This window comes from Arthrobacter sp. TmtSoilC51 (assembly GCF_055388015.1).
This window is the reverse complement of the sequence record NZ_AP035877.1, coordinates 524,995-539,821: the sequence shown is the minus strand read 5'-3', so window position 1 is coordinate 539,821 and position 14,827 is coordinate 524,995. Positions and strand designations below refer to the sequence as shown.

The window sequence follows — 14,827 nt, the reverse complement described above, 5'->3', positions numbered from 1 at the left end:
CCCTGGCACGCGCCCAGGCACGCAAAGCGGGCCCCACAACGAGCTAACGATGACGGCGGCCCCCACCTTTTTGGTGAGGGCCGCCGTCGTCGTTTGCTGCAGTGGCGCGGTGACCGCCTTAGCTGGCTTCGATCGCTGCTTTGGCCTTGGGGTCCGAGTCGTTCAGGAACTTCTCAATCCGCTCGGGCTCTTCAGGTTCGCCGATAGCAGCTGCCGCACGACCCAGCGCGTAGAGGGCACGCAGGAAGCCCTGGTTGGGCTCGTGCTCCCACGGAATGGGGCCGACACCGCGCCATCCGTTGCGGCGGAGCGAGTCGAGTCCGCGGTGGTAGCCGACCCGGGCGTAAGCGTAGGAGTCGATGGTCCGGCCCTCAGCCCAGGCTTCCTCGGCAAGGATTGCCCACAGAAGGGACGACGTGGGGTTTTTCTCCACGAGGTCCAGCGCTTCCTTGCCGAGGGCCAGGTGCTGGTAGACCTCGGTTTCGGCGGGCAGGAGCGTGGGCTCCGGCCCCATCAGGTTCTTCCGGAATTCGTCGGACATTAGAAGGTCTTGCCAACCGATCCGAGCTGCTGTGCTGCTTCGACAATGCGCGCAGCCATGCCGGCCTCGGCGGCAGCGCCCCAGACGCGGGGGTCGTAGGTCTTCTTGTTGCCCATTTCGCCGTCGACCTTCAGGACGCCGTCGTAGTTGGAGAACATGTGGCCGGCAACCGGGCGGGTGAACGCGTACTGGGTGTCGGTGTCGATGTTCATCTTGATGACACCGTAGGAAACGGCGTCAGCGATTTCCTGTTCCGTGGAGCCGGAGCCGCCGTGGAACACGAGGTCGAACGGGTTTTCCTTGCCGATCTTGGCGCCAACCTCAGCCTGGATCTGCTTGAGCAGTTCGGGGCGGAGCTTCACGTTGCCCGGCTTGTACACGCCGTGCACGTTGCCGAAGGTCAGGGCGGTCAGGTAACGGCCGTTTTCGCCGGCACCCAAGGCCTCGATGGTAGCGAGGGCGTCTTCGGTGGTGGTGTAGAGCTTCTCGTTGATCTCGTTCTCAACGCCGTCTTCCTCGCCACCGACGGTGCCGATTTCGACCTCGAGGATGATCTTCGCAGCAGCTGCACGCTCAAGCAGTTCCCGGCCGATGCGCAGGTTCTCGGAGAGGGTCTCGTGCGAGCCGTCCCACATGTGCGAGTTGAAGATCGGGTCCTTGCCGGCCTTCACGGCTTCCTCGGAAGCGGCCAGCAGGGGCAGGACGAAGTCTGCCAGCTTGTCCTGCGGGCAGTGGTCCGTGTGCAGGGCGATGTTGACGTTGTAGTTCTTGGCAACTTCGCGGGCGAACGCGGCGAAGCCGAGGGAACCGGCAACCATGTCCTTGACCGAAGCGCCCGACCAGTAGGCTGCGCCACCGGTGGAAACCTGGATGATGCCGTCAGATTCGGCCTCGGCGAAACCGCGGATCGCAGCGTTCAGAGTCTGCGACGACGTCACGTTGACGGCGGGGAAGGCAAATCCGCCAGCCTTGGCGCGGTCGATCATCTCGGAGTAAATCTCTGGGGTTGCAATGGGCATGGTGACTCCTATGCTGAATTCGTCTGTGGGTTGGTAACCCTGGAGTAGACCGCTTACGGCTAGCACCCATCCTAGCGATATCCGCCGGGACGCCGTGTTTCGGGTCACTGGGGCTCTTAACACTTCCGCCGAGTTGGCATTTAATGACAATCCCACGCGCTGCCATTGTCTGTGGAGTCTCATGACTTAATGGACACTTCTGTCTCAGGACATCGTGGACAGTGTGTCTCGGGACATCGTGGGCACTTGTGCGGGTTTTGCTCGTTCCATGAGCGAACTCAAACCCGATATGAAGGTCCGGTATCTTGTCGCCTCGTGGCCTGAGGAGAGTCCTCGAGGTGCCGTGGCAGCCTTCTGCCGCGAGCACAACGTCTCACGGTCTTGGTTCTATAAGGTCAGGGCCGCTGCGGTGTCGGGTGGGCCGGCACAAGCGATGGCTATGCGTTCGACCAAGCCACGTACCAGCCCTAACGCTACTCCCGCAGGGGTCACCGCGTTGGCTTTGCATGTGAGGGAAGCGTTGGAGGCCCAAGGCCATGACCATGGGCCTTTGAGCGTTCAGGCAAGGATGCGCCGGGACGGTGTGGAACCGCCGTCCCGGGCAACGCTTGCCCGGCTCTTTACCAAGGCCGGCATGGTGGTTCCGGAGCCGCGGAAGAAGCCTCGAAGCGCTTACCGCCGGTTCGTATATCCCGCACCGAACTGTTGCTGGCAGATCGACGCCACGGAATGGCAGCTGGAAAACGGGCGGAAGGTTGTGATTTTCCAGCTCATTGATGATCATTCACGCTTGGCCTTGGCGTCACTGGTTGCGGCCGGAGAAACGAGCGAAGCGGCCCTGCGGGTGGTCAAACATGCCATCAGTAAACACGGGGTTCCCCGGAAGTTTCTCTCCGACAACGGCATGGCCCTGAACCCCACACGCAGGGGACGAAGCGGGGCATTGGTGGACTACCTGAGATCTCTCGGAGTCGAACCGATCACGGGCAAGCCCTACAAGCCCACCACCCAGGGCAAGAACGAACGATTCCACCGCACACTGCACCGGTTTCTGCACAAGCAAAAACCGGCTTCAACGATCAAGGATCTTCAAGCCCAGGTCGACACCTTCGACCACTACTACAACACCGAGCGTGAACATCAGGCACTGCCGGCCCGAATGACTCCCCAACAGGCTTGGGAAGCCACCGAGAAAGTGCCCGCCCCCTCGGTCCCCGTGATCTCTGAGATCAAAACCCAGATCCGGCGAACCGTACGAAGAACCGTCAGCCGCCTGGGCGTCGTCACGGTCGTGGGCACGCACTTCCAAGTAGGCAGAGACCGCGCCGGAGAAACAATCCACATCCTCTACGACGCACAACGCATCATGTTCTTCGACGGGCACGGAACCGAAATCATTTCCCATCCGCGCCCGCCAAGAGGAACCAAATACATAGGCAACAACAAACCCCGCGGCTTCATGGCGAACCAAGTGTCCACGACGTCATGAGACATACAGTGTCCACGAAGTCCTGAGACTCGAAGTGTCCTCAATGTCCTGAGACATGACACGCGCTGCCATTGTCATTAAGTGTCATCTCGCGCACCAGCCGCGGCTTTGGAGCGCGCGGCGGACTTTATGTACGACGGCGGGCCGCTCACCTTCGAGGTCGTGCTTGGAGATCCGGACTTCCAGCCAGCCATGGGAGAGGGAGTTTTCCTGGCGTTGGATGTCCCTGAGGTGCTGGTCTGCGCCGCCATGGTGTTGTCCGTCGTATTGAAGGGAGATCCGGTACTCAAGGTAGGCGGCGTCCGGCCACAACACTGGACGGCCAAGGGCATCACGGACAATGTGGTTGAGCACGGGTTCCGGCAGGTTCGCGTCGACTACTGCCAACCGCATCAGCGTTTCCGGCGCAGAATCTGCCCCCACACGGATGAGTCCCAGTGCGGCACGGGCCGTCCGCACTCCGCGCATGCCCGCATTGCGGCCCACGATCTCCGTCAGTTCATCAATGCTGCACAAAGCCGCTTTGGGGACGGGGAAGTCCTCGCCATGGGAGCAGACGAGGAAATCGCCCGCTGCAACCAGGTCTTCCAAGTCCAGCTGTGAAGCCAAGTCCAACCACGTCCGCGCAGGCGAGGTGAGCCTGACGCCGTCGTACTCAACGGCCTCCTCTGGAAGAAGGCTAAGGAGGTGTCCCGCGACGTTGACCCGACGGGGAAAACTAAACCCCTTCCGCCGGGCGAGGTGAATGCGCCAGTCCCCGCTGCGATTGCCCGGCAACGGGACACCCCAGATCCTGGCCGCCGATAACGAGACGAGGATGGAGGAATCATCCAGGTCGGTGTAGGCCCGCAGGGCCGAGGCTCCGGAAGCCTCGGACAGGGCCGGAATCCGGATCCCCCGGGATACCAGCAGCAGATCCTTGGCACGGGTCCGGGACCGGGTCACGCCAGCCTTGTCCGACGCGCGAACAGAGAAGGACCCCGCGGTCAGCTGATCCGGAAGCATTGCTCTGCGCATGCCTCATTTTTGCTGCCCAGGCTGGCCTCCGGGAGGTTATCCACAGGCTGCAGCTTCCGGGGCTCATCGAGATGGCACTTAATGACAATCCCGAGCTGTGTCATGTCTCAGGACATTGAGGACACTTCGAGTCTCAGGACTTCGTGGACACTGTATGTCTCATGACGTCGTGGACACTTGGTTCGCCATGAAGCCGCGGGGTTTGTTGTTGCCTATGTATTTGGTTCCTCTTGGCGGGCGCGGATGGGAAATGATTTCGGTTCCGTGCCCGTCGAAGAACATGATGCGTTGTGCGTCGTAGAGGATGTGGATTGTTTCTCCGGCGCGGTCTCTGCCTACTTGGAAGTGCGTGCCCACGACCGTGACGACGCCCAGGCGGCTGACGGTTCTTCGTACGGTTCGCCGGATCTGGGTTTTGATCTCAGAGATCACGGGGACCGAGGGGGCGGGCACTTTCTCGGTGGCTTCCCAAGCCTGTTGGGGAGTCATTCGGGCCGGCAGTGCCTGATGTTCACGCTCGGTGTTGTAGTAGTGGTCGAAGGTGTCGACCTGGGCTTGAAGATCCTTGATCGTTGAAGCCGGTTTTTGCTTGTGCAGAAACCGGTGCAGTGTGCGGTGGAATCGTTCGTTCTTGCCCTGGGTGGTGGGCTTGTAGGGCTTGCCCGTGATCGGTTCGACTCCGAGAGATCTCAGGTAGTCCACCAATGCCCCGCTTCGTCCCCTGCGTGTGGGGTTCAGGGCCATGCCGTTGTCGGAGAGAAACTTCCGGGGAACCCCGTGTTTACTGATGGCATGTTTGACCACCCGCAGGGCCGCTTCGCTCGTTTCTCCGGCCGCAACCAGTGACGCCAAGGCCAAGCGTGAATGATCATCAATGAGCTGGAAAATCACAACCTTCCGCCCGTTTTCCAGCTGCCATTCCGTGGCGTCGATCTGCCAGCAACAGTTCGGTGCGGGATATACGAACCGGCGGTAAGCGCTTCGAGGCTTCTTCCGCGGCTCCGGAACCACCATGCCGGCCTTGGTAAAGAGCCGGGCAAGCGTTGCCCGGGACGGCGGTTCCACACCGTCCCGGCGCATCCTTGCCTGAACGCTCAAAGGCCCATGGTCATGGCCTTGGGCCTCCAACGCTTCCCTCACATGCAAAGCCAACGCGGTGACCCCTGCGGGAGTAGCGTTAGGGCTGGTACGTGGCTTGGTCGAACGCATAGCCATCGCTTGTGCCGGCCCACCCGACACCGCAGCGGCCCTGACCTTATAGAACCAAGACCGTGAGACGTTGTGCTCGCGGCAGAAGGCTGCCACGGCACCTCGAGGACTCTCCTCAGGCCACGAGGCGACAAGATACCGGACCTTCATATCGGGTTTGAGTTCGCTCATGGAACGAGCAAAACCCGCACAAGTGCCCACGATGTCCCGAGACACACTGTCCACGATGTCCTGAGACAGAAGTGTCCATTAAGTCATGAGACTCCACAGACAATCCCGAGCTGCGGGACTGTCATCAAATGCCAACTCGGCGGGAGGGCTACGAGACGGGCTGCTTGAACACGTGCCGGCGCACCCAGGCGTGCATCGCGATAGCCGCAGCGGAGGCAGCATTCATGGAACGCGTGGAGCCGAATTGCTCGATGGAAAGCGTCGCAACAGCGGCCTCATGGACCTCGGGCGTGAGGCCCGGGCCTTCCTGCCCGAACACCAGGACGCACTTTTCCGGGAGGTCGTAGGTCTCCAGCGGCACGGAATCCGGGAAGATATCGATGCCGATCACGGCAAGCCCCTCCCCCTGCGCCCACTGGACAAATTCCTCAACAGTGGGGTGGTGGCGGACGTGCTGGTAGCGGTCAGTGACCATGGCCCCGCGACGGTTCCACCGGCGTCGTCCGATGATGTGGACCTCCTTGGCGAGGAACGCGTTGGCGGTACGAACAACCGTGCCGATGTTGAGGTCGTGCTGCCAGTTCTCGATTGCGATGTGGAATTCGTGCCGCTTGGAATCCAGGTCCGCCACGATCGCCTCGTGCTTCCAGTACCGGTACTGGTCCACCACGTTGCGGCGGTCACCGTCCCTCAACAGGTCCGGATCCCAGTGCTCGCCCACCGGCCACTCGCCTTCCCAAGGCCCGACGCCGACCTCCGGCTTCGCTTCAGCCTCGCCGTCCGCTGGAGGAACCTCGGGAGTGGGCAGGGCTGTGTTGGGGGGAAGGTCAGTCACCCCTCAACTTTAGCCCTGCCCCGGTCTTGGCCCGAGCGCCTAGACCATCTTCCACTTGTTGATGCGGTACGAGTTGGCCAACTGCTCCATCAGGCCTGGGTGGGCATCCCAGTAGGTCTTGTGCCCGCTGACGCCCAGCATCTGCGGAGTTCCCCACGGTGTCACTGAGAAGAGGTTGACTGCCTGGATTTCTTCGCCGCGCGCGTTGGTGCAGGTGAAGCCAATAACCACAGCGGCGCCACGGCGGAACTCGCGGATCTCGGGCATCGAGGTCTTGAAGTCCGAGGTGCACTTGTGGCCCACCAGGTTCTGGGGCAGTTCCGTGGCGGTCATGCCCTTGTACCTGGCTTCGATGTCCTCGATGGCAGCCTTGATCTCTTTCGGATCCTTGCCAAACTTACCTTCGTCGGACTCAGCGAAGAACGCGTACGCGAGGGCAATCCCGTCGCCGTCCGCCTCCACGGTGCCTTGGGCCTTCTTCTGGATTTCTTCACCAGTGGTGGGGTCCTTGGTGATCCCGAAGGACTCGTCATGGGTCCACTCGGCCAAGTACTGGAAGGAAGATTCCCCCGTGACCCACTTGCTGAACGAGGGATCGCCATCGGCCGGAACGTTCGTTGGGCCTGCGAATTCTTCCCACACGCTGGGCAGCGGGATGGCACCCTCCGGAATCTCCGAGGAGGCGGTTGCCTCGCCTGAAGGCTCCGCAGACGGGTCCTCCGAAGGCTCGGCCGCTGCGTCGGAAGCTTCGTCGGATGCACTGACGGAAGGCACGGGAGACTCCACGGCCACGGGCTTTGTCACCGAAGGAATCAGCCAGGCGAACACGACTACCAGCGCAATGATCACGACGACGGCGATCTCGCCGAGGATCAGGAACAGCGCCTTCTTGTTGTGGTCGCCCGAGCCCTGGCCGGGTCCACCAGGCTGGCCGGGTCCGCCAGGCTGACCTGGGTAGCCGGGCTGGCCAGAGTAGCCGCTGCCCGGCGTCGGGATACCGGGACCGGGCTGGCCGGGCTGCGTTTGCGGGTAACGGTGGACGGTTTCCGCGTACTCGCCGTCAGCGTGGCCCTGCTGGGTTGGGAATTGCTGCGTTGGGAATTGCTGGGTTGGGAATTGCTGTGCGGAGAAAGCCTGGGTGGGTGCATGCTGCTGCGGCACCTCGGGCTGCGCTGCAGCAGGCTGCTGCGCTTCCGGCTGATACAGCGGCTGGGTCTGGCCCGGCTGATACTGCCGATATTGATCCTGCCCGGTGTCGTACCGCGGCTGCGGCACGCCCGCGGGGTTGTAAGGAGGCTGCGGCACTCCATTGTTGTTGCTCATTGACAGGCCCTTTCAAACGCGTTGAGTACCGGCGTATCTGGGAATAACCGGTTGTCGATCCAGTACAGGGGACCTGCTGAAGTGCGGGCGACACAAAAAATCCACCATGTCGATCCCCCGACCCACGGTGGTGGCACGCCTGCGCCGCCCCAAGCGTAGTGCAGTCCACGGCATCCAAGGCAAGTCACACGAAAGATCCAGGCGGCGCCATCAGGGACACGGGATGTCTCCCCGCCCGAATAATGAAAGACTGGGAGGCAGTGCATGACCAACCCCAGCCGGAGGCAAATATGGCAGAAGAATCCACGCCCCACACGTCCGCGTCGGTTTACCGGAACGGCCACGAAATCGAATGCTGGCTCACGGACATGGACGGCGTGCTGGTTCATGAAAACCAGGCAATCCCCGGAGCAGCCGAGCTCATCCAGCGCTGGGTGGATACGTCCAAGCGCTTCCTTGTGCTGACCAACAATTCCATCTTCACCCCGCGCGACCTCGCAGCACGGCTCCGGGCCTCCGGACTGGAAGTTCCGGAAGAGAACATCTGGACGTCCGCGCTGGCCACCGCCCAGTTCCTCAAGGACCAGGTCCAGTCCTCTGATTCCGGCAACCGCGCGTACACCATCGGCGAGGCAGGCCTCACCACCGCCCTGCACGAGGCCGGATTCATCCTTACGGACACCGAACCTGACTTCGTGGTACTCGGCGAGACCCGCACGTACTCTTTCGAAGCGATCACCATGGCCGTCCGGCACATCCTGGCTGGCGCCCGTTTCATCGCGACCAACCCTGACGCAACCGGCCCCTCCAAGGACGGCCCCATGCCGGCAACCGGCGCCATAGCAGCAATGATCACCAAGGCCACGGGCCGCGAACCCTACATTGTGGGCAAGCCGAACCCCATGATGTTCCGCTCTGCCATGAACCAGATCGACGCCCACTCGGAGACCACGGCCATGATCGGCGACCGCATGGACACGGACATCGTGGCCGGCATGGAAGCGGGATTGCACACTGTCCTGGTGCTTAGCGGCATCACGCAGCGTGAGGAAATCGTGTCCTTCCCGTTCCGTCCCAACCAGATCCTGAGCTCCGTGGCGGACCTCAAGAGCCAGATCTAAAACCAAGGAGTCCCGTCATGGCTGTGCTCAATCTCCGTCCTCTGGCCGGCGGCCGGATACTGAGGGGGAGCCAGCCGTTTGGCTTGGATGCCGCAGCGACGTCAGGGTTTCTGGCGGAGCACGGCATCCAAGCCATCATGGACCTGCGCAGCGAGCTTGAGCGTTCCTTGGTTCCGTGGTTGGTTCCGAACGGCTCCGCCGCTCCGAACGCGACCAAGCCCGACGGCGCGGGCGAGAGTACCGCCGTCGAGCTTATCCACAACCCCTTGGATCCCAACGCCGTGGCGGGGTCGCTCCAGGCGGTGGAGACTCCGGAGGATTTGGGGGATCTGTATCTGGGCTGGATCCGGGTCCGCCCCGAGTGGGTTGCCGATGCCCTGCGTCCTGTGGTGGAAGGCAAGCGCACGCTGGTTCATTGTTCGCTGGGCAAGGACCGGACAGGAGTGGTTTCTGCGATCGCGCTCATGGCGGCCGGTGCATCGGACGAGGCCGTGGTGAAGGATTACACGGCCACCACCAGGAACCTTCCCAACCTGCTGCAGGTCATGGCCGAGACGTGGCGGCTGCACGTCCCATCCACGCCTGCCCAGTACTTCAGCGCTGACCTTATGATCCTGCAGAGCCCGGAAGCGGCGATCCGGCATTTCCTGGTGGGCTTCGCGCGGGAGTTCGGGGACGCCCGCGGCTTCCTGCGCGAGGGGGGCCTCACCGCCGTCGAGGTTGAATCACTGCGCGCCTAAACCCACCACGCCCAAACCCCCCATCCCCAAACCCACCGCGCCCAAACAGGGTCAGGAAGCCACGCCCCAGGAAAACCTAAGCTGCCAATAAAACCTATGCCGGCCGGATGACCCGTCCACTTGGTTCCTGGTACGACGGCTCCTCGGGTGCAGGCGGCAACGGCTCCAGCTCATTCTGGACCCGCTCCAACAGGGGCCTGTAAACATCGGCACTCCATTGCGGGCTCGCATGGGCAGGGCGGGCACCCTCTGTGCTGAGGACCGGCATCGCCATATTGGGCGCGAAGACTTTGCTCCACCCCGCGCGTGCGGACTCGTAGTGGACCGTGTTGTCCTTGGTGTTGCCGAGGAATGCCATTTTGGCCGAACCGATTTTGCCGGCGAATCGCAGGCCGTCGAAGTGGTAGATGTACGCCGACTCCGTCTGGATGAGCACGCTGGAGGGAGCAATCGGCGAGAGCTGTTCGAGGCTTTGATCCAGGATCTGCCGCCAAGTGCGCTCGTCCTTGTGCACCACGCGCTCCCCCAGTTCATAGCCGCCACGGAGCACGGAGGGTACGCGGAAGCCATTCTCATAAAGGAACACCACGCCGTCGAACCAGCTCTGATCAAGCACGTCGGCGCGGCTGAAGGGACTGGAATCGAGGACAATCAGCTGGGTCTCAACACCGTGCAGCTCCAGCAGGCGGGCCGCGACTTGCGTGGCAAGCATCCCACCAAAACTGTGGCCGTAGAAGTACAGCTTCTCCAACCCGAGCTCGCGGACGTGAAGAATGAGTTCGCGGACGATCTCGTCAACGTCCAGGCCCAGGTTGGAATAACCGACGGCGGCAAGGCGGCCACGCTGGTGCAGTGCAGGGCGCAGTGAGTTGAGGATCCACTGGGCCTCCTCCCAGCTGGTCTTGTACCCGGGAAAGAGAATCCAGCTGGCCTTCGGGAAGTACAGATCCGAGTAGGAGTCCGGAACGCGCAGGATCTTGGTGGCTCGCCGCTCGGCCTGAACGCGCCGCGTAAACAGCATGTCCCCGGCCAGCGCCACCGAAACCCCGGCAGCGATGAGGAAGTTGCGCCGCGACGACCGTTTAATGCGGGCGACCTGCGGCAGGATCCGGGCCCAATCGCCCGGATCCCCAGCATTCTCCGGCCCGGCCCCTGGCGCACGGGAGTCCTGCGCCGGGAGGTTTTCGTTCACCTCCGGCGGTGCCGTGAGCTTCCCTACTTGAACGTCCACGCAGCTAGCATAGGCTTCGCGGACACTGCCTTACAGTCCCGCATCGTGCCTGTTCAGAGTGTGGAACGGGGCCTAGTCGAGGCCCAGTTCGTCTTTGCCGAAGGCAAAGAGGTAGGGCACGCCGGTTTCGGCTTCGATCTTCTCTTTGGCGCCGGTGTTGCGGTCCACGATCACGGCGACGGCCACTACGTTGCCACCGGCCTTACGGACACCCTCGACGGCGGTCAGTGCGGACCCGCCGGTGGTGGACGTGTCCTCGAGGACAACCACGTTGCGGCCCTCAACTGAGGGACCTTCCACCTGGCGGCCCATGCCGTACGACTTCTGGGCCTTGCGGACAACGAAGGCGTCCACGGCACGGCCAGCGTCGGCGGCGGCGTGCATAACAGCGGTACCTACGGGATCGGCACCCATGGTGAGCCCGCCAGCGCACTCAACCGGGATCCCGGCGTCGTCGATCATTGCCAACATGACCTGACCCACCAGTTTGGAGGCCTCGTGATGCAGGGTGATGCGGCGGAGGTCGATGTAGTAGTCAGCTTCCTTGCCGCTGGAGAGGATCACTTTTCCGCGGACCACCGCCAACTCTTTGATGAGTTCAAGAAGGCGGGCACGGGCAGTTGCAGTGTCTGCTGCGGGGGTACTGGTGGAAGTCATGGCTTCTATTCTACGTAAGGCACCGGGTCTTCCATTTCAGACGGAATCCACCATTTCAGGCGGGAATCCGGTCAGTCTGACTCGAAGGCGCCGCCACCAAGGCGGGGCTACCGTCGACGTTGCCGGCGTACAGCCAGTCGTTGTACTGGAAGTCGTTGTCCTTGCGGCTCTTGAACAGCAGGTTCCGCAGCACCCGGGCCACTCCGGACACGTGCCAGGACTCTCCCCAGATCCGTGCCGTGCGCTGGACGCGGGCGGTTCGGGCGGCCCGGACCGAGTTGAAGGAGCGAATGGCCTCGTCCCACGCGTCAGGGTTGACGCCGTCGGCGGTGAAGACCGTACCGTTGCTGACGTCCTGGAGAACCGCCGCGTCTTCGAGGGCCTGGCAGGCGCCCTGCGCCAGGTACTGGAGCATGGGGTGTGCGGCGTCGCCCATCAGGACCATGCGGCCGGCAACCCAGTTTTCGATCGGATCGCGATCGTACATGGGCCACCGAATGCCCGTGCCGAGGTTCGCGAGCGCAGCTTGCACGGCGGGGACGCAGTCCTTGTAGGCGGCCTGGAGCTCGTCCACTCCCCCGTACTGTTCTTCACCGCGCTCAAACGACGGCGATTTGAAGACGGCCACAGTATTGAGCAGTTCGCCCTTGCGCAGCGGGTACTGCACCAGGTGGCAGTCCGGGCCGAGGTAGACAACAACGTCCTCCAGATCCGTGGCGGGGGTTTCCGCAGTGATGGGCACCGTGCCACGGTAGGCAACGTAAGCGGAGGAAACGGGCTGGTCTGTTGCCACGAGCGGCCGCAGTGTTGATTTGAGCCCATCGGCACCGATCACCACATCTGCTTCATAGTCCACACCAGCCGCGGTGTGGACAATACCGCGTCCGTTCACGGTTTCAACGCTGTCCACCATGACGTCGTTGACCAGCTTCACGCCGGCCGCTTCACATCCTTCGAGCAGCACGCGGTGCAGGTCGCTGCGGTGGATCACCACGTACGGGGCGCCGTAGCGCTCCTCAAACTCGCCCTTCAGGCTCTGGCGCGTTAGTTCGTCGCCCGTGATTGCGTCGCGGAACACCAGGTGCTTGGGCTGGACTCCGATCTCCAGCGCCTTCTCCAGCAAACCCCAGCGTTTCAGGACCCGGGAAGCATTGGGGGCCATCTGCAAGCCCGCGCCTACCTCGCCGAATTCCGGTGCCCGTTCCACGAGCGTGACGTTGGCGCCGTTTTCACGCAGGGCCAGGGCTCCGGCCAGCCCGGCCATACCCCCTCCCACAACCAGGACATCGGTGGACATGGTGTACTCAGACATTGCTTGCTCCTTGGGAGATTTTGGTTTTGATTTTGAGTCCGACGGCGGCCAACAGGACCGCTGCAATGGCGGCGGCGCCGGCGAACGCGAGGAAGTTGGAGTTGACGCCGAGACCGGCGGCCAGCAGGAGGCCACCCACCTGCGGCGCAACGACGGCGCCGATGCGCCCGGTGCCGAGCGCCCAGCCAAGTGCGGTCCCCCGCAAGTGATCTGGATAGTGGCTGGCTACCGCAGCGATAATGAGGCACTGCGTGCCGTGGGTTCCGACGCCGGCAAGCACCAAGGCGACGTACACCACCGTGACCGGCGGGCCGGCCAACAGGACCGAAAGCCCCACGGCAGCTACCGCGGCTGCCGCTATCGCCGTCGGAATCGGACCGAAGCGTGTACCCGCCCAAGCGGTGATGACCGAGCCGGCGACTGCGCCGAGGTTCAGGGCCAGGGCGAAGGTCAGCGCCGACCCCAGGTTGTAGCCAGCCAATTGCATGAGGTTGGGCAACCATGTGCCCAACCCGTACCAGGCGAACAACGTGGCGATGGTAGCCAAGGCGAAGAGCATGCTGACACCCAGATAGGGTGCGCGGAGCAGGGAGCCGAAGCCGGCGGGCTCTTTGAAGTCCTTGCTGACGGATCCTGTGGATACGAGCGTCTCCGGAAGGTACCTCAGCCCCAGCGGCACCACGATCACCAGTGCCACCACAGCCACCAGGAACATGGACTGCCACCCGAAGGCAGGAATCATGGGGATGCCTACCAACGCGGCGATGGATCCACCGATCGGGACGCCGGACATCATCAGTGTGGCAATCGTGGAGCGCCACTTGGCCGGGACCAGTTCAGCCACCAACGCGTTGGCCGACGGCACCAACCCGCCGAGTCCGATCCCGGCGAGGAGCCGCAACGCTCCGAAGACAGCCGCGTTGGGTGCCAAGGCGCAGAGGACCGTGAACACCGAGAAGGCGATCGCGCAGCCGAGGATGGTTTTGCGCCTACCCCACGAGTCGGCCATGCGGCCCGCGAAGATGGCACCGATCATCATGCCGAGGAACGCCATGGATCCGATGGTCCCTGCTGTTGCCTTGGTGAGGCCCCAACCGGTTTCGGAAATCAGGGAGGACTGCACGGTGCCGTAGACGATGAGGTCGTAGCCGTCGAAGACCACCAGCAGCCAGCAGACCAGCACGGCGAGTGCCGAGCCCTTGGAGAAGCGTGGGGCCATGTGGCCAAGGTCTGCAGTAGGCCGTTGCGACGCTGCAGCGGGGAGTGTGTGATTCATCCCACCACTGTCAGGTGAACAGCAACCGAAGCACCATAGAATTCTGTTGTGCAGAACAAGCCAGCCACCCAGTCCAACCGGAAGCCCGTACAGAAGCGGCCCACGTATTCCATTGAGGCAGTAGACAACGCCTTGCAGCTCCTCCAGCTCCTCCGTGACGGCGGCGCGCTCCGCCTCAAGGACGCAGCAGCAGAGCTCGGAGTGGCTCCCTCAACGGCCCATCGGCTCCTGGCAATGCTCGTTTACCGGGGCTTCGCGGTCCAGGACGAGAACCGCCGCTATGTCCCGGGACCAGCCATGGGCGTCGGGCCCGCCGGCCTGAGCTGGACCAGGCTGCTGAGGGATTTGGCGCTGCCGCACATGGAACTCCTGTCCGCACGGCTCGATGAGACGGTCAACCTGATGGTCCGCGTGGGCACCAAGGTCCGCTTCCTCGCAACAGTGGAAGGCAGCAACGTCCTGCGTATCGGAGACCGTCAGGGGACCGTCATGCCAGCGGACAAGACCTCGGGCGGGAAGGCGATGCTCGCCGAGCTGGAACCCGCGATGATCGAACAACTCTTCCGCAGCCAGAATGCCGAAATCGGCGGCGACACGATCCCGGACGCAGAGTACGCCGCGTTTATCCGCGAACTGGACAGCATCCGGAACAACGGCTTCGCAGCCAACTTCGAGGGCACAGAGGAAGGAGTCAGCGCCCTCGGGATGGCCGTCCATAACCGGCACGGGCAGATAGTTGGGGCGCTCAGCGTCGCCACGCCTGCCACCCGGTTCCGCAAAGTGTTCGACGCCGGTTTGGTCGCCGCCCTCCGGGAAACCTGCCGGCAGCTGGAGATCGACATCGCAGCCAACCCGGCAGAACCCGAATAGAAGATTCTGCACAACA

The 14,827-nt window shown here is 63.0% G+C and carries 14 protein-coding genes; 4 read left to right on the top strand and 10 right to left on the bottom strand.

Annotation, left to right across the window (positions count from 1 at the left end; translation table 11 throughout):
* Positions 1-118: 118 nt before the first annotated feature.
* Entirely contained in the window at positions 119-541 is a 423-nt protein-coding gene (locus tag ACZ5G6_RS02640; protein WP_223935654.1) for a DUF3151 domain-containing protein, read from the bottom strand.
* Positions 541-1,560, bottom strand: coding sequence for a class II fructose-bisphosphate aldolase (fbaA, locus tag ACZ5G6_RS02635; RefSeq protein WP_223935653.1), 1,020 nt, complete (start codon positions 1,558-1,560; stop codon positions 541-543). Before fbaA ends, ACZ5G6_RS02640 begins: the two co-directional genes overlap by 1 nt.
* A gap of 268 nt (positions 1,561-1,828) precedes the next feature.
* Here fbaA and ACZ5G6_RS02630 point away from each other — a divergent pair, with 268 nt between their 5' ends.
* Positions 1,829-3,049: an integrase core domain-containing protein gene (locus tag ACZ5G6_RS02630; protein WP_223933130.1), complete on the top strand. Its 1,221-nt coding sequence runs from the start codon at positions 1,829-1,831 to the stop codon at positions 3,047-3,049.
* 84 nt (positions 3,050-3,133) lie between these two features.
* On the opposite strand, the gene ACZ5G6_RS02625 is transcribed toward ACZ5G6_RS02630, so the two are convergent.
* From ACZ5G6_RS02625 to ACZ5G6_RS02610, 4 genes are all read right to left on the bottom strand, one after another.
* Entirely contained in the window at positions 3,134-4,066 is a 933-nt protein-coding gene (locus tag ACZ5G6_RS02625) for a putative endonuclease domain-containing protein (RefSeq protein WP_498689188.1), read from the bottom strand.
* Positions 4,067-4,225: 159 nt separating this feature from the next.
* Complete coding sequence (locus ACZ5G6_RS02620; protein ID WP_223933130.1) at positions 4,226-5,446, bottom strand: integrase core domain-containing protein; 1,221 nt, start codon at positions 5,444-5,446, stop codon at positions 4,226-4,228.
* Positions 5,447-5,594: 148 nt separating this feature from the next.
* Positions 5,595-6,281, bottom strand: a complete 687-nt coding sequence (locus ACZ5G6_RS02615) for a TrmH family RNA methyltransferase (protein WP_498689186.1) — start codon at positions 6,279-6,281, stop codon at positions 5,595-5,597.
* 39 nt (positions 6,282-6,320) lie between these two features.
* A complete protein-coding gene (locus tag ACZ5G6_RS02610) occupies positions 6,321-7,604 on the bottom strand; it encodes a hypothetical protein (protein ID WP_498689184.1) in 1,284 nt (427 codons plus the stop codon).
* Positions 7,605-7,894: 290 nt separating this feature from the next.
* Here ACZ5G6_RS02610 and ACZ5G6_RS02605 point away from each other — a divergent pair, with 290 nt between their 5' ends.
* Together ACZ5G6_RS02605 and ACZ5G6_RS02600 are read left to right on the top strand one after the other, a co-directional pair.
* Positions 7,895-8,725 carry an HAD-IIA family hydrolase gene (locus ACZ5G6_RS02605; protein WP_223935648.1) on the top strand — a complete coding sequence of 277 codons (831 nt, stop codon included), beginning with the start codon at positions 7,895-7,897 and terminating at the stop codon, positions 8,723-8,725.
* 17 nt (positions 8,726-8,742) lie between these two features.
* Positions 8,743-9,465 (top strand): tyrosine-protein phosphatase, encoded by a 723-nt coding sequence (locus tag ACZ5G6_RS02600; RefSeq protein WP_498689182.1) that lies wholly within the window; start codon positions 8,743-8,745, stop codon positions 9,463-9,465.
* A 94-nt stretch (positions 9,466-9,559) separates the two neighbouring features.
* Here ACZ5G6_RS02600 and ACZ5G6_RS02595 read toward each other — a convergent pair whose 3' ends face one another.
* The 4 genes from ACZ5G6_RS02595 to ACZ5G6_RS02580 all read right to left on the bottom strand — a co-directional run bounded on the left by ACZ5G6_RS02595 (position 9,560) and on the right by ACZ5G6_RS02580 (position 13,941).
* Positions 9,560-10,696 (bottom strand): alpha/beta fold hydrolase, encoded by a 1,137-nt coding sequence (locus ACZ5G6_RS02595; RefSeq protein WP_498689180.1) that lies wholly within the window; start codon positions 10,694-10,696, stop codon positions 9,560-9,562.
* A gap of 72 nt (positions 10,697-10,768) precedes the next feature.
* The gene (gene pyrE, locus ACZ5G6_RS02590; RefSeq protein WP_223935645.1) at positions 10,769-11,353 is read right to left on the bottom strand and encodes an orotate phosphoribosyltransferase; all 585 of its coding nucleotides are present in this window, start codon (positions 11,351-11,353) and stop codon (positions 10,769-10,771) included.
* Positions 11,354-11,408: 55 nt separating this feature from the next.
* Positions 11,409-12,665, bottom strand: coding sequence for an FAD-dependent oxidoreductase (locus tag ACZ5G6_RS02585; protein ID WP_223935644.1), 1,257 nt, complete (start codon positions 12,663-12,665; stop codon positions 11,409-11,411).
* On the bottom strand, positions 12,658-13,941 hold the full coding sequence (locus ACZ5G6_RS02580) for an MFS transporter (RefSeq protein WP_223935643.1): 1,284 nt from the start codon (positions 13,939-13,941) through the stop codon (positions 12,658-12,660). The genes ACZ5G6_RS02585 and ACZ5G6_RS02580 overlap by 8 nt, the downstream gene beginning before the upstream one ends.
* A gap of 48 nt (positions 13,942-13,989) precedes the next feature.
* Between ACZ5G6_RS02580 and ACZ5G6_RS02575 the strand changes: the two genes are divergently transcribed.
* On the top strand, positions 13,990-14,811 hold the full coding sequence (locus tag ACZ5G6_RS02575; RefSeq protein WP_223935642.1) for an IclR family transcriptional regulator: 822 nt from the start codon (positions 13,990-13,992) through the stop codon (positions 14,809-14,811).
* Positions 14,812-14,827 lie beyond the last annotated feature (16 nt).

Excerpts from the sequence above, each read along its gene's own strand:
- ACZ5G6_RS02640 (WP_223935654.1), bottom strand. The coding sequence starts at position 541 with ATGTCCGACGAATTCCGGAAGAACCTGATGGGGCCGGAGCCCACGCTC.
- fbaA (WP_223935653.1), bottom strand. The coding sequence starts at position 1,560 with ATGCCCATTGCAACCCCAGAGATTTACTCCGAGATGATCGACCGCGCC.
- ACZ5G6_RS02630 (WP_223933130.1), top strand. The coding sequence starts at position 1,829 with ATGAGCGAACTCAAACCCGATATGAAGGTCCGGTATCTTGTCGCCTCG.
- ACZ5G6_RS02625 (WP_498689188.1), bottom strand. The coding sequence starts at position 4,066 with ATGCGCAGAGCAATGCTTCCGGATCAGCTGACCGCGGGGTCCTTCTCT.
- ACZ5G6_RS02620 (WP_223933130.1), bottom strand. The coding sequence starts at position 5,446 with ATGAGCGAACTCAAACCCGATATGAAGGTCCGGTATCTTGTCGCCTCG.
- ACZ5G6_RS02610 (WP_498689184.1), bottom strand. The coding sequence starts at position 7,604 with ATGAGCAACAACAATGGAGTGCCGCAGCCTCCTTACAACCCCGCGGGC.
- ACZ5G6_RS02605 (WP_223935648.1), top strand. The coding sequence starts at position 7,895 with ATGGCAGAAGAATCCACGCCCCACACGTCCGCGTCGGTTTACCGGAAC.
- ACZ5G6_RS02600 (WP_498689182.1), top strand. The coding sequence starts at position 8,743 with ATGGCTGTGCTCAATCTCCGTCCTCTGGCCGGCGGCCGGATACTGAGG.
- pyrE (WP_223935645.1), bottom strand. The coding sequence starts at position 11,353 with ATGACTTCCACCAGTACCCCCGCAGCAGACACTGCAACTGCCCGTGCC.
- ACZ5G6_RS02585 (WP_223935644.1), bottom strand. The coding sequence starts at position 12,665 with ATGTCTGAGTACACCATGTCCACCGATGTCCTGGTTGTGGGAGGGGGT.
- ACZ5G6_RS02580 (WP_223935643.1), bottom strand. The coding sequence starts at position 13,941 with ATGAATCACACACTCCCCGCTGCAGCGTCGCAACGGCCTACTGCAGAC.